General features: G+C 73.2%; 20 protein-coding genes. 8 read left to right on the forward strand and 12 right to left on the reverse strand.

The window, feature by feature from the left end; all coding sequences use genetic code 11:
- Window positions 1-42: 42 nt before the first annotated feature.
- From MUK52_RS17380 to MUK52_RS17390, 3 genes are all read left to right on the forward strand, one after another.
- Window positions 43-1,623 carry a serine/threonine-protein kinase gene (locus MUK52_RS17380; RefSeq protein WP_284578052.1) on the forward strand — a complete coding sequence of 527 codons (1,581 nt, stop codon included), beginning with the start codon at window positions 43-45 and terminating at the stop codon, window positions 1,621-1,623.
- Window positions 1,624-1,681: 58 nt separating this feature from the next.
- Entirely contained in the window at window positions 1,682-2,713 is a 1,032-nt protein-coding gene (locus tag MUK52_RS17385; RefSeq protein ID WP_114058147.1) for a C40 family peptidase, read from the forward strand.
- A gap of 193 nt (window positions 2,714-2,906) precedes the next feature.
- Window positions 2,907-3,626, forward strand: coding sequence for a phosphatase PAP2 family protein (locus tag MUK52_RS17390; protein WP_284578055.1), 720 nt, complete (start codon window positions 2,907-2,909; stop codon window positions 3,624-3,626).
- A gap of 142 nt (window positions 3,627-3,768) precedes the next feature.
- On the opposite strand, the gene MUK52_RS17395 is transcribed toward MUK52_RS17390, so the two are convergent.
- Window positions 3,769-4,005 (reverse strand): hypothetical protein, encoded by a 237-nt coding sequence (locus MUK52_RS17395; RefSeq protein WP_114058145.1) that lies wholly within the window; start codon window positions 4,003-4,005, stop codon window positions 3,769-3,771.
- A 102-nt stretch (window positions 4,006-4,107) separates the two neighbouring features.
- Entirely contained in the window at window positions 4,108-4,320 is a 213-nt protein-coding gene (locus tag MUK52_RS17400) for a hypothetical protein (protein WP_114058144.1), read from the reverse strand.
- Between the two features lie 130 nt (window positions 4,321-4,450).
- On the opposite strand from MUK52_RS17400, the gene MUK52_RS17405 reads away from it, so the two are divergent.
- Entirely contained in the window at window positions 4,451-5,287 is an 837-nt protein-coding gene (locus MUK52_RS17405) for an SCO4651 family lipoprotein (protein WP_284578058.1), read from the forward strand.
- 148 nt (window positions 5,288-5,435) lie between these two features.
- Window positions 5,436-5,588 (forward strand): hypothetical protein, encoded by a 153-nt coding sequence (locus MUK52_RS17410; protein WP_162793084.1) that lies wholly within the window; start codon window positions 5,436-5,438, stop codon window positions 5,586-5,588.
- An 80-nt stretch (window positions 5,589-5,668) separates the two neighbouring features.
- Here MUK52_RS17410 and MUK52_RS17415 read toward each other — a convergent pair whose 3' ends face one another.
- Window positions 5,669-6,007, reverse strand: coding sequence for a metal-sensitive transcriptional regulator (locus tag MUK52_RS17415; RefSeq protein ID WP_114058142.1), 339 nt, complete (start codon window positions 6,005-6,007; stop codon window positions 5,669-5,671).
- Between the two features lie 191 nt (window positions 6,008-6,198).
- On the opposite strand from MUK52_RS17415, the gene MUK52_RS17420 reads away from it, so the two are divergent.
- Complete coding sequence (locus MUK52_RS17420; protein WP_114058141.1) at window positions 6,199-6,819, forward strand: DUF47 domain-containing protein; 621 nt, start codon at window positions 6,199-6,201, stop codon at window positions 6,817-6,819.
- A 5-nt stretch (window positions 6,820-6,824) separates the two neighbouring features.
- Entirely contained in the window at window positions 6,825-7,823 is a 999-nt protein-coding gene (locus tag MUK52_RS17425; protein WP_114058140.1) for an inorganic phosphate transporter, read from the forward strand.
- A gap of 115 nt (window positions 7,824-7,938) precedes the next feature.
- On the opposite strand, the gene pstB is transcribed toward MUK52_RS17425, so the two are convergent.
- From pstB to mshD, 7 genes are all read right to left on the reverse strand, one after another.
- A complete protein-coding gene (gene pstB, locus MUK52_RS17430; RefSeq protein WP_114059012.1) occupies window positions 7,939-8,715 on the reverse strand; it encodes a phosphate ABC transporter ATP-binding protein PstB in 777 nt (258 codons plus the stop codon).
- Window positions 8,716-8,743: 28 nt separating this feature from the next.
- On the reverse strand, window positions 8,744-9,826 hold the full coding sequence (pstA, locus tag MUK52_RS17435; protein ID WP_114058139.1) for a phosphate ABC transporter permease PstA: 1,083 nt from the start codon (window positions 9,824-9,826) through the stop codon (window positions 8,744-8,746).
- Window positions 9,826-10,818 carry a phosphate ABC transporter permease subunit PstC gene (pstC, locus tag MUK52_RS17440; RefSeq protein ID WP_114058138.1) on the reverse strand — a complete coding sequence of 331 codons (993 nt, stop codon included), beginning with the start codon at window positions 10,816-10,818 and terminating at the stop codon, window positions 9,826-9,828. Before pstC ends, pstA begins: the two co-directional genes overlap by 1 nt.
- 131 nt (window positions 10,819-10,949) lie before the next feature.
- Window positions 10,950-12,086 (reverse strand): phosphate ABC transporter substrate-binding protein PstS, encoded by a 1,137-nt coding sequence (gene pstS / locus MUK52_RS17445; protein ID WP_114058137.1) that lies wholly within the window; start codon window positions 12,084-12,086, stop codon window positions 10,950-10,952.
- A gap of 275 nt (window positions 12,087-12,361) precedes the next feature.
- Window positions 12,362-13,339, reverse strand: a complete 978-nt coding sequence (locus MUK52_RS17450) for a CHAD domain-containing protein (protein ID WP_284578065.1) — start codon at window positions 13,337-13,339, stop codon at window positions 12,362-12,364.
- A complete protein-coding gene (locus MUK52_RS17455; protein WP_114058136.1) occupies window positions 13,320-15,593 on the reverse strand; it encodes an RNA degradosome polyphosphate kinase in 2,274 nt (757 codons plus the stop codon). Before MUK52_RS17455 ends, MUK52_RS17450 begins: the two co-directional genes overlap by 20 nt.
- Before the next feature lie 250 nt (window positions 15,594-15,843).
- Window positions 15,844-16,776, reverse strand: coding sequence for a mycothiol synthase (gene mshD / locus MUK52_RS17460; RefSeq protein WP_284578073.1), 933 nt, complete (start codon window positions 16,774-16,776; stop codon window positions 15,844-15,846).
- Window positions 16,777-16,978: 202 nt separating this feature from the next.
- Between mshD and MUK52_RS17465 the strand changes: the two genes are divergently transcribed.
- Complete coding sequence (locus tag MUK52_RS17465; RefSeq protein ID WP_114058134.1) at window positions 16,979-18,784, forward strand: bifunctional metallophosphatase/5'-nucleotidase; 1,806 nt, start codon at window positions 16,979-16,981, stop codon at window positions 18,782-18,784.
- A 126-nt stretch (window positions 18,785-18,910) separates the two neighbouring features.
- On the opposite strand, the gene MUK52_RS17470 is transcribed toward MUK52_RS17465, so the two are convergent.
- Entirely contained in the window at window positions 18,911-20,374 is a 1,464-nt protein-coding gene (locus MUK52_RS17470) for a sensor histidine kinase (protein ID WP_114058133.1), read from the reverse strand.
- Complete coding sequence (locus MUK52_RS17475; RefSeq protein ID WP_114058132.1) at window positions 20,371-21,123, reverse strand: response regulator transcription factor; 753 nt, start codon at window positions 21,121-21,123, stop codon at window positions 20,371-20,373. The genes MUK52_RS17470 and MUK52_RS17475 overlap by 4 nt, the downstream gene beginning before the upstream one ends.
- Between the last annotated feature and the right edge of the window lie 67 nt (window positions 21,124-21,190).

A 21,190-nucleotide genomic window follows, 5' to 3' on the forward strand; every position in this document is an offset into this window, starting at 1 on the left:
CCCCCTGCCGGGCACGGAGGTCCGTGTGGCACCCTCTGGCGGGTGGAAGCGCTGACAGACACCGACCCCGCCCAGGTGGGGGCGCATGCCCTGCTGGCCCGGCTGGGTGCCGGAGCGCTGGGGCCGGTGTACCTCGCGCGGTCGCCCGGGGGGCGGCTGGTGGCGGTGCAGGTGGTCGGTTCGCAGACCACCGGGGATCCGGAGGCGCTGGCCCGGTTCAAGCGCGAGGCGGAGGCCGTCCGCGCGGTGCGGTCGGCGCACACGGCGGACCTGGTGGACGCCTCGCTGGCGGCGCCGCCGTTCTGGCTGGCGACGGAGTACGCGGCCGGGCCGACGCTGGCCCGTGCGGTCGCGGGCCGTGGGCCGCTGCCCGCGCCGACCTGCCGGCGGCTGCTGGCCGCGCTGGCGGAGGGGCTGGCGGCGCTCCACGCGCACGGGGTGGCGCACCGGGAGTTCACGCCGAAGTGCGTGGTGCTGGCTGCGCAGGGCCCACAGATCACCGGTTCGGGCCTCGCGCGGGGTGCGGGCGCGCCCGGTTTCGCGGCGCCGGAGGTGCGGGCGGGGGCGGAGGCCGGTCCCGCGGCGGACGTGTTCGCGCTGGGGGCGGTGCTGGCGTACGCGGCGACGGGGCGCCCGCCGTTCGGGGCGGTCGGCGGGCCGCTGGACGTGGCCGGGGTGGAGCCGGGGCTGGCGGCGCTGGTCGCGGCCTGTACGGAGGAGGACCCGGCGCGGCGGCCGCACCCGGCGGAGGTCGTGGAGCGCTGCGCCGCGGAGGGCGCCCTGGCGGGCGATCCGGTGTACGCGGGGATGGGGGCGCTGGGCGATGCGGTGCCGCGGGCTGCGGTACGGGCGCAGGGGCCGGCGCCGGCGGGGGCGTACGGGTATCCGCCGCCGGCCGGGTGGGTGCCGCCGGCGCCGGCTGCGGCCGGCCCGTCCTCCGGGCGGCGGCGCGGCCGGGCCGGGGCGTGGGCGGCGGCGGGGCTCGCGCTGGCTGCGCTCGGCGCGGTGGCGGTGTGGCGGATTCCGGCGGGCGGCGGCAGCGCGGCCGCGGCCGCTGACGCGGCGGCCGGTTCGCAGCCGGCGGCCCGGCCGTCGGCGGGTCCGCCGGTGCTGATCCGGCAGACGGCGCCGAATCCGGACTCCTGGGATCCGGTGCGGGGCGAGTGCCGCGGGCCGGAGGTGGAGGAGCGGCCGCTGACGGGGTTGCAGGGTGCGGTCACGCCGGCCGAGCAGGATCCGGAGGGGGAGCTGCGGCCGGGGCGGGTGCGGATCGCGTTCCGGTTGGAGGAGGCGGTGCCGGGGGCGCCCGCGTACCACGTGGCGGTGGTGGTGAAGCCGCCGCACGAGGTGGATGCGCAGGGGCGGTCAACGGGGGTGTCGGACAACCGGCAGCTCGGTTTCGTCGCCCTGGCGCGCGATGTGCACGAGGGGGACGCGACGCAGTGGAAGTCGGTGGTGTACCCGGACGACTTCTCGATGGAGTGGGACGGCCGGAGGGTGCCGGCGCCGGCGCCGGCGCAGGATCCCGGGGGGTGGACGGTGGTGTTCCGGCACGCCGTCTCGGATACGGAACACAAGAGCGTGTGGTGCCGCGGCTTCGACGTGGGGGCGCAAAAGGGATGAATCCGACACGTGTCGGTGAATCCCTGTGAATGTCTGTCCGATGGGGGAGGGTTGACGGGTGCGCAGATTCTGGAAGGTCGGCGGGAGCGCCCTCGCTGTGTTCCTGTGCTTCGTCGCCCTCCTGGTGATCGGCACGTACTCGGCGGCGGCGGGCATCGCGGGCGGCGCCGGCGGCCGCGCGCTCGGGCTCGCCAAGGGCGCCGTGCCGTCGAAGTACCAGGCGCTGGTGCAGAAGTGGGGCGTGCTCTGCCCGACCCTGTCCCCGGCGGTCCTGGCGGCGCAGCTGTACTCGGAGAGCGGCTGGAACCCCACGGTCGTCAGCCCCGCCGACGCGCGGGGCATCGCCCAGTTCATCCCCGGCACCTGGGCCACCCACGGGATCGACGGGGACGGCGACGGGGACCGGGACATCTGGGACCCCAACGACGCGATCCCCTCGGCGGCTTCGTACGACTGCGCGCTCGCCGAGGACGTCAGGAAGGTCCCCGGCGACCCCGTCGCGAACATGCTCGCCGCCTACAACGCCGGCCCCGGCGCCGTGTTCAAGTACCAGGGCGTGCCCCCGTACAAGGAGACGCAGGGGTACGTGAAGGCGATCACGACCCTGGCGAAGAGCTTCGAGCGGCCCGTCGGGCGGGTCGCCCCCTCGCAGCAGGCGGCCGGGGCGATCTACTTCGCGCAGAAGCAGCTGGGCACGCCGTACCTGTGGGGCGGCAACGGAACGCCCGACCAGGACGGGCGGTTCGACTGCTCGGGGCTGACGAAGGCGGCGTACGAGTCGGTGGGCGTCACGCTGCCGCGCGTCGCCAACGACCAGTACAACGCGGGTCCGCACCCCTCGCGGGAGGAACTGCTCCCGGGCGACCTGGTGTTCTTCTCCGACGATCTGACGAACTCGCGGGAGATCCGGCACGTCGGGCTGTACGTGGGCGGCGGATACATGATCAACGCGCCTTACACGGGTGCGGTGATCCGCTTCGACAAGATCGACACCCCGGACTACTTCGGGGCCACGCGGGTCACCAAGGACGGGGCCGAGGCCCTGCCCGACCGCACCGCCGACGCGAAGGCCCCGGGCGACACTCCGTGAAGCGCAGGCCCTGAGCTGCGCCGACGCATCACTCTTGGATAACGTTGCCGTGATCATCCCGTGGAGAGGGGAACCGCCCTGCCCGAGCAGGCGTTCCATGGTCACGGGGTGGATCGACACGGGGGGGTTTCGCGGGGTGCACACACGGGTGCCCCCGTAGGGGAACCGAGCAAGAACAAGGGGCCGCATCGCCATGGCTGCACTGGCAACCGGTGGGCCGAACGTGGACGTCAGCCTGCTCCACGACGTCAACGCGCTGGCCCGGTACGCCCCGGCCGCGGTCGACAGGGCCGTCGTCCTGGCCAGCTCCTACGGCATCCCCCTCCTGATGCTGCTCCTCGTGCTGTGGTGCTGGCGCGGCGCCCGGCGGCAGGAACCGGCCGCGGCCGCCGAGACGTTCGCCGCCCTGCTGTGGGCGCCGCTCGCCGCGGTCATCGCGCTCGCCGCCAACGTGCCGCTGCGTCAGCTCGTCGGCCGGGACAGGCCGTTCCGGGTGCACGAGGGGCTCCACGTCCTGGAACCCGCCGCGAGCCAGAGCCTGTACTCCTTCGTCAGCGACCACGCCACCCTCACGATGGCCCTCGGCATGGGCCTGTTCCTCGCCCGACGCCGCATCGGCCTCCTCGGCATCGGCCTGGCCCTCGCCGAGGGGCTCAGCCGCGTCTACATCGGCGTCCACTACCCCACCGACGTCCTCGGCGGGTTCGCCCTCGGCACCGCCGTCGTCCTCGTCCTCGCCCCGCTCGCCATGGCCGTGCTGACGCCCGCCGTGCGCGCGGCCGCCCGCTCCCCGCGGGCCGCCCGGCTCGTACGGGGCCGCCACCTCGCCCGGCCCCGGCCGGTGGAGCTCGGCGGCGAGCACGCCGCGGTCGGCGGCGGCGGCCTCACCCGCGACAACGACCTGGCGGCCTGACCCGCGGCACCGCAGCGGCCGGACCCGGCCGTGCGTCAGGGGTGCCCGTACGCGTCCCACAGGAACATCAGCGCCGCCGCGAGCAGGCACAGCGCGGCAATGCCGAAGCACAGCCGCACCGCGGCCGGCCGGTGCCGGGGTGTCACCGCTCGCCGCCCTCGGGGCCGCGGCCGCCCGCCTCCGCGTCCCTGCGGCGGCGCGCCCGCAGCCACAGCCCCGTCGCCACAGCGGCGGCGCAGGTCAGCCCGACTGCCAGGGCCACGTCCGCCGGGCCCTCGGCGGAGCCGGTCGGCCTCGCCGCGGCCGCGCCCGCGGGCGCGAGGACGAGGAGCAGCGCCCACGCGAGGAGGGCGGCGGCGCGCGATGCGGGTCCGGGCATGCCTCCAGGGCACCCGCGGCCCGGCCGCCCCGCCAGTCGGCCGCGGCCGAACGGGTGACACCCGCGGCGGGCGCCGCGGCCGGGGCGCCCGCCGGGCGGGGCCTACGCGGCGCCGTGCTCCGCGGCGTCCCTGCGGGCCAGGTCGCGCGAGCGGCGGGCCGGGCCGCGCCAGCCGCAGCCGCACACCGCCAGGCAGAACGAGCCGCGCTCACTGGTGGACGCGGTGTGCGCGGCAGGCGGATCCTGCGGCGCGATCCGGATGCGGCGGGAGGTCTCGGGCTCGGGGGCGGGCGGCGCCCCGGTGTGCGGATCCACGCTGCCACGGTACCGGCGGCGCGGCGCGCCCGGGAGGCCCGCACCGTGACGGGAGGCCGCGGACCTCGTTAAACCGCAGCGGGTGGGGGCCTCGGACAAGCAGCGGTGACGTGTTGGGGGTTGGCAGGCGATGGTGGTGCACCAGCAGGGGCAGCGGCGCGGCCGCTCGGGCGGGGCGGTCCTCGCCGTCGGCGTGGCCGCGGTGGTCGCCGTGACGAGCGGGTGCGGCGGTTCCGCCGCCGCGGGGGACGACCGGCCCCCGGCGGATCCGGCGGCCGCCGTCAGGGCGGCCCCCGACCGGCTGGCCGCCACCGGGAGCGCGCAGGCCCGTACGGCGATGGAGATGGCTACCGGGGGCACCCGGGTCACCATCCGCGGCGAGGGCGGCGTCGACTTCAAGAACCGGATGGGCCAGCTCCTGGTCATGCTGCCCGCCGACCCGGCGGGCAAGGAGGCGCACCAGCCGATCACCGAGCTGCTCGTGCCCGGCGCGCTGTACATGAAGAACCGGGGCGCGGGCGTGCCCGCCGACAAGTGGGTCCGCGTCGACACCACCACCCTCGCGGACGGGAACCTGGTCACGGGCGGTGCGACCGACCCGCTGGCCGCCGCCGAGCTGCTGCGCGGCGCCCGGGACGTCCGCTACGTCGGCGAGACGGAGCTGGCGGGCACGAAGGTGCGGCACTACCAGGGGACGACGGACATCGGGAGGGCGGCGAAAACCGCCTCCCCGGGAATCAAGGGGGCATTGGAGGCAGCGGCGAAAGGGTTCACCACGGACACGGTGCCCTTCGACGCCTACCTCGACGAGGAGGGGCGGCTGCGGAAGGTCCGGCACCGCTTCAGCTGGGTCAACAATGGCGTGATCGATGTCTCCTCGACCACGCTGCTCTACGGGTTCGGCACTCCGGTGACCGTCGTATTGCCCGCAAGCAGGGATATTTACGCCGGGAAGATCGCCGGATAGCCGGGGGGAGGCACCGGGTGCCATGCCTTCGGGCCATGGCGGGGTATCCGGAAATGGTCCATCCGTGTCATGCGCACACCGCGGGCGCGTCCCTACGCTGGGCGCATCGCAGACCGATGTCCGATGGCGGCAGATCGAGGTGAGACGCGTGACCCCCGTGTGCGGTGCGACGGTGCAGGACCACGTGGCGCTGGCCGAGATCGAACTGTGCGGCGAGCTGATCATCGCCGCGTCCGCCGCCGACGAGGAGCGGCTCAGCCAGGACCGGATCGACGAGGTCCTCATGGGGCTCGGCCTGTAGCCGCGGGCCAGGCGGGCCCGTACCCCCTTCCCGCGGGGTACGGGCGCGCGCCCCCTGCACGGGCCGGCCGGGCCGGCAGCTCAGGTGCGCAGCAGGCGGGCGATGGCCTTCGTGGCCTCCTCGACCTTGGCGTCGATCTCGCCCCCGCCCTTGACGGCCGCGTCGGCCACGCAGTGCCGCAGGTGCTCCTCCAGGAGCTGGAGGGCGAAGGACTGCAGGGCCTTCGTGCTCGCCGAGACCTGGGTGAGTATGTCGATGCAGTAGACGTCCTCGTCGACGAGGCGCTGGAGGCCGCGGATCTGCCCCTCGATCCGGCGCAGCCGCTTGAGGTGCTCGTCCTTGCGGTGGTGGTACCCGTGCACCGCATGCGCCGCGGTGCCGGCGCCGGATCCGGAGCTCTCCGCCTCGATGGCCGTCATGGGTCCTCCCGTGGTCCGCGACGAGCCGGGGATACCCCCGACGGGTATAGAATACCGGGCCGCGCGGCCGGGGGCAGGGGCCCGCGGGCCCACTCTGCCTGATGGAGGACACGGAGAACGGCGGGTTAGCCGTGGCCGGAGCGAGCGCCTAGCATCAGGTGACCGAATCCGATGCACCCCGAGGACCACACGTGCGATTTCGTCTGACCCCCAGGGAGACGAGCTTCTACGACATGTTTGCCGCATCCGCGGACAACATCGTCACGGGCTCCAAGCTCCTGATGGAACTGCTCGGAGCGGAGCCACCCGCCCGAGCCGAGATCGCGGAGCGCATGCGGGCGGCCGAGCACGCGGGGGACGACGCCACCCACGCGATCTTCCACCAGCTGAACTCCTCCTTCATCACGCCGTTCGACCGCGAGGACATCTACTCCCTGGCCTCCTCGCTCGACGACATCATGGACTTCATGGAGGAGGCCGTCGACCTGGTCGTCCTCTACAACATCGAGGAGCTCCCCAAGGGCGTCGAGCAGCAGATCGAGGTCCTGGCGCGGGCGGCCGAGCTGACCGCGGAGGCCATGCCGCACCTGCGGACCATGGACCACCTGACCGAGTACTGGATCGAGGTCAACCGCCTTGAGAACCAGGCCGACCAGATCCACCGGAAGCTGCTCGCCCAGCTCTTCAACGGCAAGTACGACGCCATCGAGGTGCTGAAGCTCAAGCAGATCGTCGACGTGCTCGAAGAGGCGGCCGACGCGTTCGAGCACGTCGCGAACACGGTGGAGACCATCGCGGTCAAGGAGTCCTGAACCCCGTGGACACCTTCGCTCTGATCGTGACCATCGGTGTCGCGCTCGGTTTCACGTACACCAACGGGTTCCACGACTCGGCGAACGCGATCGCGACCTCGGTCTCGACCCGGGCGCTGACCCCGCGCGCCGCCCTCGCGATGGCCGCGGTGATGAACCTCGCCGGCGCCTTCCTGGGCAGCGGCGTCGCCAAGACGGTCAGCGAGGGGCTCATCGAGACCCCGCACGGCGCCACGGGGATGTGGATCCTCTTCGCCGCACTCGTCGGCGCGATCGCCTGGAACCTGATCACCTGGTACTTCGGCCTCCCCTCCTCTTCGTCGCACGCGCTCTTCGGCGGCATGGTCGGCGCGGCGCTCGCCGGCGGCATCGGGGTCATCTGGTCCGGCGTGGTCGAGAAGGTCGTCATCCCGATGTTCCTCTCGCCGCTGGTCGGCCTGGTCGCCGGCTACCTGGTGATGGTCGCGATCATGTGGATCTTCCGGCGGGCCAACCCGCACAAGGCCAAGCGGGGCTTCCGCATCGCGCAGACCGTCTCGGCGGCCGCGATGGCGCTCGGCCACGGCCTCCAGGACGCGCAGAAGACGATGGGCATCGTGGTGATGGCCCTGGTCATCGCGGACGTCGAGGAGGCGGGCGCGCCGATCCCCGTGTGGGTCAAGATCGCGTGTGCGGTCATGCTGTCGCTGGGTACGTACGCGGGCGGCTGGCGCATCATGCGCACCCTCGGCCGCAAGATCATCGAGCTGGACCCGCCGCAGGGCTTCGCCGCGGAGACCACCGGCGCCTCGATCATGTACACGGCGTCGTACCTCTTCCACGCGCCGATCTCCACGACCCACGTGATCACCTCGGCGATCATGGGCGTGGGGGCGACCAAGCGGGTCAACGCGGTCCGCTGGGGCGTCGCCAAGAACATCATCCTGGGCTGGTTCATCACCATGCCGGCCGCGGCGCTCGCGGCCGCGGTGTGCTTCTGGCTCGTCAACCTGGCCGTCGGCTAGCCGGCGTGCGTACGGGCCCCCGGGCCCGGAGACGAGAAAGGGCCGGCTCCCCCCACCCGAGGGGAGCCGGCCCTTCGCCTTGCGGTGGCACCGCCATGCAGCACCGCAGGGCGGCTCAGCCGAAGCGGCCCGAGATGTAGTCCTCGGTCGCCTGGACGGAAGGGTTGGAGAAGATCCGGTCGGTCTCGTCGATCTCGATGAGCTTTCCGGGCTGGCCGACCGCGGCGAGGTTGAAGAAGGCGGTGCGGTCCGACACGCGGGCCGCCTGCTGCATGTTGTGCGTCACGATGACGATCGTGAAGCGCTCCTTCAGCTCGCCGATCAGGTCCTCGATGGCGAGGGTGGAGATCGGGTCGAGGGCCGAGCAGGGCTCGTCCATCAGCAGGACCTCGGGCTCGACCGCGATGGCGCGGGCGATGCACAGGCGCTGCTGCTGGCCGCCGGAGAGGCCGGAGCCCGGCTTGTTCAGCCGGTCCTTGACCTCGTTCCACAGGTTGGCGCCGCGCAGGGACCGCTCGACGATGTCGGCGAGGTCCTGCCGGCGGTGGCCGCCGTTCAGGCGCAGGCCCGCCGCCACGTTCTCGAAGATCGACATGGTGGGGAAGGGGTTGGGGCGCTGGAAGACCATGCCGACCGTGCGGCGGACGGCGACCGGGTCGACGCCGGGGCCGTAGAGGTTCTCGTCGTCCAGGAGCACCTTGCCCTCGACGCGGCCGCCGGGGGTGACCTCGTGCATCCGGTTCAGGGTGCGCAGGAAGGTGGACTTGCCGCAGCCGGAGGGGCCGATGAAGGCGGTCACGGAGTGCGGCTCCACGGTCATCGAGATGTCGTCGATGGCCTTGTGGGTGCCGTAGAAGGCGGAGAGGCCGCTGACGTCGATTCGCTTGGCCATGAGGGTCACTTCGCTTTCGTGCGGTCGCTCAGCGACCGGTCTTCGGGGCCTTCCAGCGGGCGATGCCGCGGGCCACCAGGTTGAGGATCATGACGAAGGCGATCAGGACGAGCGCTGCGGCCCATGCCCGGTCGTAGGAGGCGTCGCTGCCGACCTTGTACTGCTCCCAGATGTAGAGCGGGAGCGAGGACTGGGCGCCTTCGAAGGGGTTGCCGTTGATCAGCTGGGAGCCGAAGACCAGCAGCATGATCGGGGCGGTCTCGCCGGCGATGCGGGCGACGGCCAGCATCAGGCCGGTGGAGATGCCGCCGACGGCGGTCGGGAGGACCACCTTGAGGATCACACGCCACTTCGGCACGCCGAGGGCGAGGGCGGCCTCGCGCAGCTCGTTCGGGACGAGCTTGAGCATCTCCTCGGTGGAGCGGACCACCACGGGCATCATCAGGATCGACAGGGCCATCGCGCCGGCGAAGCCGGAGGGGCCGAAGCCGAGCATCAGGTTCCAGGTCGTCAGGATGAACAGGCCGGCGACGATGGAGGGGATGCCGGTCATGACGTCGACGAAGAACGTGACGGCCTTGGCGAGCCGGCCCTTGCCGTACTCGACCAGGTAGACGGCGGTCAGCAGGCCGATGGGCGCGGCGATCAGGGTCGCCAGGGCGACCTGCTCGATGGTGCCCAGCAGGGCGTGGTAGACGCCGCCGCCCGGTTCGAAGCCGGTCACGCCGTTCATGGAGTGCGTCAGGAAGTGGCCGCTCAGGGCCTTCACGCCGCGGCTCACGGTCGTCCAGAGCAGCGAGACGAGCGGGACGACGGCGAGCAGGAAGCAGACCCAGATCACGGACGTCGCGACGCGGTCCTTGGCCTGGCGGGTGTTCTCGACGACCGCGCTGGAGCCGTAGGTGGCGGCGACGAAGAGGAGCGCGGCGATCAGGCCCCACTGGATCTTGCTCTGCAGGCCGAAGGCGAGGCCGGCCCCGCAGCCGAGCAGGGTGGAGAGGACCGCGGTGGCGGCGGGCGCCCAGCGGGGCAGGCCGCCGCGGGTGAGGCTGCCGCCGGTGCGGGATCCGGGGGCCCGGACGGGGCGCTGGTCCTGGATTGCGTGGCTCATCAGGCGTTCGCCCCCGAGTACTCCTTGCGGCGCGCGATGATCATGCGTGCGGCGCCGTTGACCAGCAGGGTGAGGAGGAAGAGGACCAGGCCGGAGGCGATGAGGGCGTCGCGGCCGAACTCGTTGGCCTCGTCGAACTTCGCGGCGATGTTCTGGGCGAAGGTGCCGCCGCCCGGATCGAGGAGGTGCCCGGAGATCAGGAAGCTCGGGGAGAGGACCGTGGCGACGGCCATGGTCTCGCCGAGGGCGCGGCCGAGGCCGAGCATGGAGGCGGAGATGACGCCGGAGCGGCCGAAGGGCAGGACGGCCATCCGGATGACCTCCCAGCGGGTCGCGCCGAGGGCCAGGGCGGCCTCCTCGTTCATGCGCGGGACCTGGAGGAAGACCTCGCGGCTGACGCTCGTCACGATCGGCAGGATCATGATCGCGAGGAGGATGCCGACGGTGAAGAGGGAGCGGGCGACGCCGGGCTGGGACTTGTCGAAGACGTAGGTCCAGCCGAGGTACTCGTCGAGCCAGAGGTTGAGGCCGGCGAGCTGCGGGACGAGGAAGAGCGCACCCCAGATGCCGTAGATGATCGAGGGCACCGCGGCCAGCAGGTCGACGACGTAGCCGAGGGTGGCGGCCAGCTTCCGCGGCGCGTAGTGCGAGATGAAGAGGGCGATGCCGACGGCGATCGGGACGGCGATGGCCATCGCGATGATCGAGCTGACGACGGTGCCGAAGAGCAGGACGGCGATGCCGAAGACGGGCGGGTTCGCGGAGGCGTCCCAGTCGAAGGTGGTGAGGAAGTTGCCCTCGTTCTGCGACAGGGCGATGGCGGCCCGGTAGGTGAGGAACACGGCGATCGACGCCATGATCACCAGGAGCAGGATCCCGGAGCCCTTGGAGAGCCCGGAGAAGACCGCGTCACCGGCGCGGCCGGCGGTCTTCACGCTCGCGGAGACAGGCGGCGGTGGCGAGTCTGTCTGGGTGGGTGTGGTGGTAGCCATGGTCTTTCCGGTCTGGACGGGGGACGCGCCCCCTGGCGGCGGTGCACCGGATCCCCCGCGGGCGGGGGAGGGGCCGCGGGGCCGGGCCGCCCGCTGGTGCGGGCGGGCCCGGCGCTGCGCGGCTCGGGGGGTCAGGACAGCGAGTTGACGATCTCGCGGACCTTGCTGTTGATCTCGGCGGGGATCGGGGCGTAGCCGTGGTCGGAGAGGATCTTCTGGCCGGCGTCCGAGGCGGCGTAGCCGAGGAAGGACTTCACGGTCGGCAGGGTCTCGGCCTTGTTGCCCTTGTCGCAGACGACCTCGTAGGTCACCAGGACGATCGGGTAGGCGCCCTCGGCCTTGGTGGTGTAGTCGAGCTTGAGGGCGAGGTCGGAGCCGGTGCCGACGACCTTGGCGGCGGCGATGGCCTTGGAGGCGCTGTCGGCGGAGGCCTTGACCGGGGCGGCCGCGCCGGTGTTCAGGTCGACCGTCTTGATGTTCTGGGAGGTGGCGTAGGACAGCTCGAAGTAGCCGATGGCGCCGTCGACCTGCTTGACCTGGGTGGCGACGCCGGAGGAGCCGGAGGCGCCGAGGCCGCCGGGGGCCGGCCACTTCTTGGCGGCGTCGTAGGTCCAGGCGTCGGGGGCGGCGGCCTTCAGGTACTTGCCGAGGTTCTCGGTGGTGCCGGAGTCCTCGGAGCGGTGGAAGTGCTGGATCGCCGTGGACGGGAGGGCGACGCCGGGGTTCAGCTTCTTGATCGCCTCGTCGTCCCACTTCTTGATCTTGTCGTTGAAGATGTTGGCGATCGTGGGGGCGTCGAGGACGAGCTTGTCGACGCCGGAGAGGTTGTAGCCGATGGCGACCGGGCCGCCGACCATCGGCAGGTTGATGCCCTGGCCGCCGGTGCAGATCTTCTTCGACTCCTCGACCTGCTCGGGCTTGAGCGCCGAGTCCGAGCCGGCGAAGCCGACGGTGCCCTGGTTGAAGGCGACGATGCCCTCGCCGGAGGAGGACGACTTGTAGTTGACCTCGACGCCGGAGCAGGCGGCCATGTAGTTCTTGACCCACAGGTCCACCGCGTTCTTCTGGGCGGAGGAGCCGGAGGCGAGCAGCTTGCCGGATGCACCGTCGCACTTGATGTCGCCCGCGGCGGCCGACGGCTTGCCGCTGGCGTTCGTGCCGGCGCCCGTGTTGTCGTCCGAGCCGCACGCCGTGAGGACCAGGGCGCCGGACACGACCAGCGCGCCGAGAGCGGAGGCACGAAGCATGTTCTTGCGCTGAAGCTTCACTTTCGGGTGTTCCTTCCAGAAGCCGCCGGCCGCTGTCGGTGTCGGGGCGGCGTGCGAAGAGGACTACGTCTGCAGGCAGGGTGCCGTTGGATTCGGCCAGTGGCGCGCTGGGCGCACTACCGAAATTAGGCAGATCAGGTGAAGCCATCAACGGGAGCGAATGAACGGGAGGTGAACCTCGCCGAACGGCCGGGTGTGGCGCCTGCCGGACGGCTGCGGTGTTTCCGCGGCGCGGCACATCCGGCCGGAAATCGACCCTCCTCCGCCGCCGGGGGTCAGGCAGGAGTGGGGGCGGGGTGCCAGATGCGGTGGAAGGCACGGCGGGCCGCCTCGGCCTCGTGGCGCTGGTCGGCGTGCAGCACGCCCAGGGCGTATGCCGTCGCGGGGGCGATGCGCGGGGTGCGGGCGGCGGCCGCCGAGGCCGCGGCCGCCTCCGCGGCGTCCCCCTGGCGGGCGAGGGCCCCGCCCGCCTCGGCCGGCCGGGCCACGTCCTCGCCCAGTGCCTCGCGCGCGTAGCGGTGGATGCGCAGCAGGTGGCGCACCTCGTGCCAGGAGCCGTCCTGCCCGGCGTCGTACGGGGGTGCCTGGGCGGGCCGCGGCAGGGCGGCGACGGCCGCCTCCAGCCGGGCCCGGGGCACCGCGGCCAGCGGGACGAGGACGTCCGCGACCGGGCCCTGGGCGGCAACGGGGTCCAGCGGCACCTCGGAGGCCAGGACGGCGACCGCGTCCACGACGGCATGGAACCGGGACGAGCCCATCGCCTGGAGGGCGGCCGCATGGGCGCGGGCCCGGGCGGGCGCCAGCTGCCGCTCCAGCAGTGCCGCCGCCCGCAACGGGCCGGCGGCGAGGCCGCCGCCGGCGGCGCCGCCCGGCCGGTCGGGGGAGCCGGAGAGCCGGTGCAGGGCGTCCAGGAGCCGGGCCGGCAGGGCGGCGGACGTGTGCTCGTCGGCCAGTACCGCGGACAGCCAGGCCAGCTCGCCGCGCAGGCCGTCGGCCCAGGCGCTGTCGGTGACCGCGCGGAAGGTGGTGAGGGACCCGGCGATCCGGCGCGCGGCGCCGCGCAGGCCGCGCGCCGCCTCGGCGGCGTCGGCCGCGGCGGCTCCGCCCGCCGGAGCGGATCCCGCGGCTTCGGTGTGCAGCCGCAGGGCGCGCAGGAAGGCGACGGCCTGGGTCCGCAGGTACGCGCCGAGCACGTCCCCCGCGAGGGCCCCGCCGCTTCCGTACGCCGTCGTATCAGGGTTTCGCAGAGCCACGCCGGCGCCTCCGGGCGTCTATGAGCATCTCCTGGACGTGCCGCAGCGGCTGGCCCTCGTGGTCGGTGCTGTGCCTCGTCCACTCGCCGTCCGGGCCCAGGTGCCAGGAGGAGGTGGAGTCGGACATGCCGGTCTCCAGCAGCCGGTCCAGGGCGGAGCGGTGCGCGGGGTCGGCGACCCGGACCAGCGCCTCGATGCGGCGGTCGAGGTTGCGGTGCATCATGTCGGCGCTGCCGAGCCACACCTCCGGTTCGCCGCCGTTGCCGAAGGCGAAGACGCGGGAGTGCTCCAGGAAGCGGCCGAGGACGGAGCGCACCCGGATGTTCTCCGAGAGCCCCGCCACACCGGGGCGGACGGCGCAGATGCCGCGGACCCAGATGTCGACGGGGACCCCGGCCCGGGAGGCCCGGTAGAGGGCGTCGATGAGGGCCTCGTCGACGATGGAGTTCACCTTGATCCGCACGTATGCGGGGCGGCCGGCCCGTTGGTGGGCGGCCTCCTTGTCGATGCGGGCGATCAGCCCGTCGCGCAGGGAGCGGGGCGCGACGAGGAGGCGGCGGTAGGTCTCGCGGCGGGAGTAGCCGGAGAGCCGGTTGAAGAGGTCGGAGAGGTCCGCGCCGACCTGCGGGTCGGCGGTGAGCAGGCCGAGGTCCTCGTACAGGCGGGCCGTCTTGGGGTGGTAGTTGCCGGTGCCGACGTGCGAGTAGCGGCGCAGGGTCTCGCCCTCCTGGCGGACGACGAGCGACAGCTTGCAGTGGGTCTTGAGGCCGACGAGGCCGTAGACGACGTGGCAGCCGGCCTCCTCCAGCTTGCGGGCCCACTTGATGTTGGCCTGCTCGTCGAAGCGGGCCTTGATCTCGACGAGGACGAGGACCTGCTTGCCGGACTCGGCCGCGTCGATCAGGGCGTCGACGATGGGCGAGTCGCCGGAGGTGCGGTAGAGCGTCTGCTTGATGGCGAGGACGTCGGGGTCGGCGGCCGCCTGCTCCAGGAAGGCCTGGACGGAGGTGGAGAAGGAGTCGTACGGGTGGTGCAGCAGGACGTCCCGCTCGCGCAGCGCGGCGAAGATGTCGGGCGCGGACGCGGACTCGACCTCTGACAGGTCGCGGTGGGTGCCGGCGACGAACTTGCGGTACTTCAGCTCGGGCCGGTCCAGCGAGGCGATCCCGAAGAGGCCGGTCAGGTCCAGCGGCCCGGGCAGCGGGTAGACCTCGGCGGCGGAGATGTTCAGCTCCTGCACGAGGAGGTCCAGGACGCCGGGGTCGATGGACTCCTCGACCTCCAGGCGGACGGGCGGGCCGAAGCGGCGCCGCATGAGCTCCTTCTCCAGGGCCTGGAGCAGGTTCTCCGCGTCGTCCTCCTCGACCTCCAGGTCCTCGTTGCGGGTGACGCGGAACATGTGGTGCGCGAGCACCTCCATGCCGGGGAAGAGCTCTTCCAGGTGCGCGGCGATGACGTCCTCCAGCGGGACGTACCGCTGCGGGGAGGCCTCCAGGAAGCGGGGCAGCAGCGGCGGCACCTTGACGCGGGCGAAGTGCCGGTGGCCGCTGACGGGGTTGCGGACGACGACGGCCAGGTTCAGCGACAGGCCCGAGATGTACGGGAACGGGTGCGCGGGGTCCACGGCCAGCGGGGTCAGCACGGGGAAGATCTGGTTGCGGAACAGGGTGAAGAGGCGGGCCTGCTCCTTCTCGGCGAGGTCCGGCCACCGGATGAGGTGGATGCCCTCGTCGGCGAGCTGGGGGGCGACGTCGTGCTGGAAGCAGGCGGCGTGCCGGGCCATGAGCTCGCGGGAGCGGGTCCAGATCAGGTCGAGGACCTCGCGGGGCTGGAGGCCGGAGGCGGACCGGGTGGCGACGCCGGTGGCGATGCGGCGCTTGAGGCCGGCGACGCGGACCATGAAGAACTCGTCGAGGTTGCCGGCGAAGATGGCGAGGAAGTTCGCCCGCTCCAGCAGCGGGGTCGTCGGGTCCTCGGCCAGTTCCAGGACCCGCTCGTTGAAGGCCAGCCAGCTGCGCTCCCGGTCGAGGAACCGGTCGGCGGGCAGCTCGCCGCCGTCCTTCTCCTCGTAGGAGTCGAGGTCGCCGTCGATGTCGGGGCCGAGATCGGATTCGAGTCCGGCGCGCGGGCGGTGCGCGGCGATGGAGCCGAGCCGCGCGGGTGCGGCGGGCGGCCCTGCGGGTGCCGCGGCGGACGGGTGCGACGGGTGCTGGGCGGGGACCTCGGTGGGGCCTGCGCCGGGCTGGTGGCTCATGACTCCATTCTTCCGCGCGCACGCCAGGTCAGGCGCGTCGGAGGGGGGCGGTGTGGACCGGAGTCGGGACTGCATGCGGGGAGGTTCGCAAGCGTGTCTTAAGCACCGGTGAACGGGGCATGGCGGCCGGGGTCCGCGGGGGTGTGCGTACGCCGGATTCGCTCCGGAATGCACCCGTCCGGAGCACCGGGCGGTCCCGGGGCCCCGGACGGAGGCGCTGCTGCGGCGGCTGCCGGTGCGGTGGGCGCGTTCAGCTTTCGGTGCGGTACATGAGGTCGACCTCGTGCGTGCTGAAGCCGAGGCCCTCGTACACGGCGAGGGCGGCCGGGTTGTCGGCGTCCACGTAGAGCATGGCGGTCGGCAGGCCGGCGGCGGCGAGATGGTGCAGGCCGACCGCGGTCAGCGCCTTGCCGAGGCCGCCGCCCTGCGCGCCGGGCAGCACGCCGACGACGTAGACCTCGCCGAGCCCCTCGGCGGCGTGGACCTTCGTCCAGTGGAAGCCGACGATCTCGCCCTCGCGTTCGGCGAGGAAGAAGCCCTTGGGGTCGAACCACGGCTGGGCGATGCGGTCGTCCAGGTCGCGCTGGGTGAGCGAGCCCTGCTCGGGGTGGTGGGCGAACGCTGCGGCGTTCGCCGCGAGCCAGGCGGCGTCGTCCTTGCCGGGGACGAAGGTGCGGACGGCGACCCCGTGGGGCAGGACCGGGTCGGGCAGCGGCGGCGCGCCGGCGCCGAGCGGGCGGCGCAGCTGGCGCAGCTCGCGGAAGAGGGTCAGGCCGAGGACCTGGGCCAGGTGCCGGGCGGCCGACTTGCCCCCGTGCGCCCACACCCGGATGCGCTTGCCCGAGGCGGCGAGGAGGGCCTGGCCCAGCGCCCGGCCGTGGCCGCGCCCGCGGAGCGCGGGGTGGACGACGAGCTCGGCGGCGGGCGCCTCCACCGGGTCGGTGTCCTCCAGTTGGCCGTAGCCGGCGAGCCGCCCTTTCTCGGTGAGCAGGAAGTGGCGGACGCCCTCGCGGGGCCCGCCGCGCAGCTGGAGCCGGCCCTGCTCGGAGACGGCCGTGGTGCCGTCCGTGAGGGCCGCGTCCTCGATGAGGCCGACCACGGCGTCGGCCTGCTCTGCCGTCAGTTCGTCGAGGGTCTCGATCCGGCGTCCCGGTTCCAGGGCCGCTGCTGCGTCGTCAGTCATGGTCCGAGCGTACGGCGGACGGGCCCGCCGGCGCTGGCGCGCCGGCGGGGGCGGCGCGGGGCCGTGGCCGGTATCGGCCGTCCGGGGCGGTGCGGGCGGGTGTGACGAGCGAGATACCTCACACCCCTGTTCGTGCTACGCGCGTTGACCTTAGGCTGCGCCCCGACCTCCCAAGATTCGCCGCTGTTCGTAAGGGGACGAAATGTCAGCGACGCCACAACGGCACCGGCGCACCCGCCGTTTGACCCTGATCGCCGTGGCCGTCACGGCCGCTTCCGGCGCGATGGTCGCCGCCGCCCTGCCGGCCGGTGCCGCCGGTGCGGGCAAGAACCGCACCGTGGATGTGCAGCTGCTGTCGTTCAACGACTTCCACGGCACCCTGGAGGCCCCGCAGGGCTCCTCCGGCACCGTGACCGAGCGTCAGGCGGACGGCACGACGAAGGCCGTCCCGGCCGGCGGTGTCGAGTACCTGGCGACCAGCCTGCGCGAGGCCCGCAAGGGCAAGAAGTACTCCGTCACCGCCGCGGCGGGCGACATGATCGGCGGCAGCCCGATGCTGTCGGGCCTCTTCCACGACGAGCCGACCATCGAGGCGCTCAACAAGCTCGACCTCGACGTCACCAGCGTCGGCAACCACGAGTTCGACGAGGGCCGGGCCGAGCTGCGCCGCATGGTGTACGGCGGCTGCCACCCGGACGAGGGCTGCTACGAGATGGGCAAGGAGTTCACCGGCTCCGAGTTCCCCTACCTCGCGGCGAACGTGACGGACGAGAAGACCAAGCGTCCGATGATGTCCCCGACCTTCGTGTGGAAGAAGGGGCCGGTGAAGATCGGCTTCATCGGCGTCACCCTGGAGGGCACGCCGGACGTCGTGACGGCCGAGGGCGTCAAGGGCCTGAAGTTCAACGACGAAGTCGAGACGATCAACAAGTACGCGGCCGAGCTGAACAAGCAGGGCGTGAAGTCGATCGTCGCCCTGATCCACGAGGGCGGCCTGCCCGCGAGCGGCGCCTACAACTACGACTGCAACGTGCCGGGCGCCGGCGCCGGCATCTCCGGCGCGATCGTCGACATCGCGAAGAACGTGGACGCGAAGGTCGACGCGCTGGTCACGGGCCACACGCACCAGGCGTACGCCTGCAACATCCCGGACCCGGCGGGCAACCCGCGCACGGTCACCTCGGCGTCCTCCCTGGGCCGGCTGTTCACCGAGACCACGCTGAAGTACGACCTGAAGACCAAGGACATCGTCCGCACGGCCGTGTCGTCGCCGGCGCCGGTCAACAAGGTCGTCACGCGTGACGTGGCCAAGGCCCCGGACATGACCGAGCTGATCAACCGCTGGCAGACCCTCGCCGCGCCGATCGCGAACCGCCCGATGGGCTACATCGCGGGCGACATCCCGGGCCGCGGCCTGGACGCGCCGGAGAAGCCGCTGGGCGACCTGATCGCGGATGCGCAGCTGGAGGCCACGGCCGCCGCGGACAAGGGCGGCGCGCAGCTTGCCCTGATGAACCCGGGCGGCATCCGCTCGGACCTGGCCTTCAAGGCCGCGGGCGAGGAGGGCGACGGCGTCGTCACCTACGGCGAGTCGTACACGGTGCAGCCGTTCAACAACATGCTGAACGTCGTGGACCTGACCGGCGCGCAGCTGATCACCGCGCTGCAGCAGCAGGTCAGCGGCCCGCTCAACGGTGCCAGCCCGAAGATCCTCCAGGTCTCGAAGGGCTTCACGTACACCCTGGACATGACGAAGTCGGGCGCCGACCGGATCGTCGTGGACTCGGTGAGGCTGAACGGTGCGCCGATCGACCCGGCGAAGACCTACCGCGTCGTGATGAACGAGTTCCTCGCGGGCGGCGGCGACGGCTTCGGCGTGCTGAAGGAGCACAAGAACAAGCTGGTCGGCATCTCCGACCTGGACGCCTTCAACGCCTACCTGGGGAAGTCGACGCCGGCGAGCCCGATCGCCCCGCCGGCGGCCAACCGCATCACCGTCGTGAAGTAGGGCGCGCGAGCGCCGGCGGCCACGGCCGCACCGCACGCCCGAGGGGGCGGCGGGCCACCCGGCCCGCCGCCCCCTCGCGGCGTTTCCCGGCCCGTCCGACTGCCGTGCCGGGACAGGGGTTTCGCGTCACTGGTCGGGCACGGCCCGCGGGCCGCCGGGCGGCTGCGGGGCGGCCGCCGGCGGCGGGGTCGGCGCGCCGGGGATGCGCAGCACCGCCTCCGTGCCCGGTCCGCCGTCCGCGGGGGGCCGCAGCTGTACGGTGCCGCCGGCGCGCTGCGCCGTCCGCGCCACGATCGACAGGCCGAGCCCGCTGCCGGGCAGCGCCCGCGCGGACGGCGAGCGCCAGAACCGCTCGAAGACGTGTGGGAGGTCCTCCGGCGGGATGCCGGGCCCCTGGTCCCGCACGGTCAGCGCGCCCGCCCGCAGCGAGACCTCCACACGGCCGCCCGGCGGGCTGAACTTCACCGCGTTGTCGAGCAGGTTCACCACCGCCCGCTCCAGGGCGGCCGCCTCCCCGCGCACGTACCAGGACTCCAGGGCAGCCGCGAACTCCAGCTCGGGGCCCCGCAGCCGGGCCCGGGCCAGGGCGCTGCGCGCCACCTCGTGCAGGGCCACCACCTCCAGCCGGGCCGCGGGCGCCGCGTCCGTACGGGACAGCTCCTGGAGGTCGCCGATCAGCGCGGCCAGCTCGGCGGTCTGCGCCTTCACCGAGGCGAGCAGCTCGCGGCGGTCCTCGGCGGGAAGGGGGCGGCCGGTCTCCTCGCTGCGCGCCAGCAGTTCGACGTTGGTCCGCAGCGAGGTCAGCGGGGTGCGCAGTTCGTGGCCGGCGTCCGCGATGAGGCGGGACTGGCGGTCCCGGGAGGAGGCGAGCGCCGCCGTCATGGAGTTGAACGACCGCGACAGGCGGGCGATCTCGTCCTCGCCCTCGTCGGGGATCCGCACGGTCAGGTCCTCGGTGCGGGCGATGTGCTCGACGGCCCCGGTCAGCTCGTCGACCGGGCGCAGCCCCGTCCGGGCGACCCACAGCCCGGCCGCTCCGGCGCCGACGACGCCGATCCCGGACACCAGCACCAGGACCCACGTCAGCGTGGACAGCGGCTTGTCGATGTCGGCGAGCGGTTTCGCGATGGAGATGGCGAAGACCTTGGTGTCGGGGCCGGCCTGCGCCTGGAGGGTGTAGACGCGCATCCGGCTGCCGTCGGCGGCCACCACGTCGTGCAGGACGTTCGGCCGGCGGGCGGCGGCGACCTCGCGGTCGGCCTGGGTGACGGGCAGGTCGGTGCGGCCGGCGACCCAGCAGTGCGCTCCGCCGGCCAGGACGATCTGCACGGTCGCGTTGAGGTTCCCGGCGATGTCCTGGGAGGGGCGGGCGGGGCCGGTCGCGCAGATGCCGCCGTCGAGGATCCGTACGACCTCCCGCGACGGGTTGGTCGCCACCAGCGACTGGTCGAGCTGCTCGCGGAGCTGGGTGCGGACCATCACCCACGACACGGCGGCGACGGCGGCGACGGCCACCGCCACGGCGACCGCGACGAGCAGCGCGAGCCGGGAGCGCAGCGGCAGCCGGCGGAACCGGGCGGCGGGGCTCATTCGGTGCCCCCGCCGTCCCCCGACCCGGGGGCGCGCAGTACGTAGCCGACTCCGCGCACGGTGTGGACGAGGCGGGGCTCGCCGCCGGCCTCGGTCTTGCGGCGCAGGTACATCACGTACACGTCCAGGGAGTTGGAGCTCGGTTCGAAGTCGAAGCCCCACACGGTCTTGAGGATCTGCTCGCGGGTGAGGACCTGCCGCGGGTGGGTCAGGAACATCTCCAGCAGCGTGAACTCGGTGCGGGTCAGCTCCACCGGCCGGCCGGCCCGGGTGACCTCGCGGGTGGCGGGGTCCATCCGCAGGTCCCCGAAGGACAGGACGTCCTCGGACGGGGCCGCGGTGCCCGGGGCGTTCGCGGCCGCGTACGCGCTGCGCCGCAGCAGGGCGCGGACCCGGGCGAACAGCTCGTCCAGCTCGAACGGCTTGACGAGGTAGTCGTCGGCGCCGGCGTCGAGGCCGGTGACCCGGTCGCCGACGGTGTCGCGGGCGGTCAGCATCAGGATCGGGGTGGTGTTCCCGGCGGCGCGCAGCCGGCGGGCGGCGGTCAGGCCGTCCATGCGGGGCATCTGGATGTCCAGGACGATCAGGTCGGGGGGCGAGGCGGCCGCCTTGTCGAGGGCGTCGAGGCCGTCGACGGCGGTCTGCGCGGCGTAGCCCTCGAAGGCGAGGCTGCGGCGCAGGGCCTCCCGCACGGCCGGCTCGTCGTCGACGACGAGGATGCGCTGCGGTTCGCCTTCGGCGGGAATCATCTCGTGGCCCCCAGGGGTGCTCGGCGGGTCGGTGGCCCCGGCCGTCGCGGCCGCGGCGCTACCAGCC

Origin of the sequence: Streptomyces sp. 2P-4 (assembly GCF_030167965.1) — a bacterium.
In the GTDB taxonomy this organism is placed as follows: domain Bacteria; phylum Actinomycetota; class Actinomycetes; order Streptomycetales; family Streptomycetaceae; genus Streptomyces; species Streptomyces globosus_A.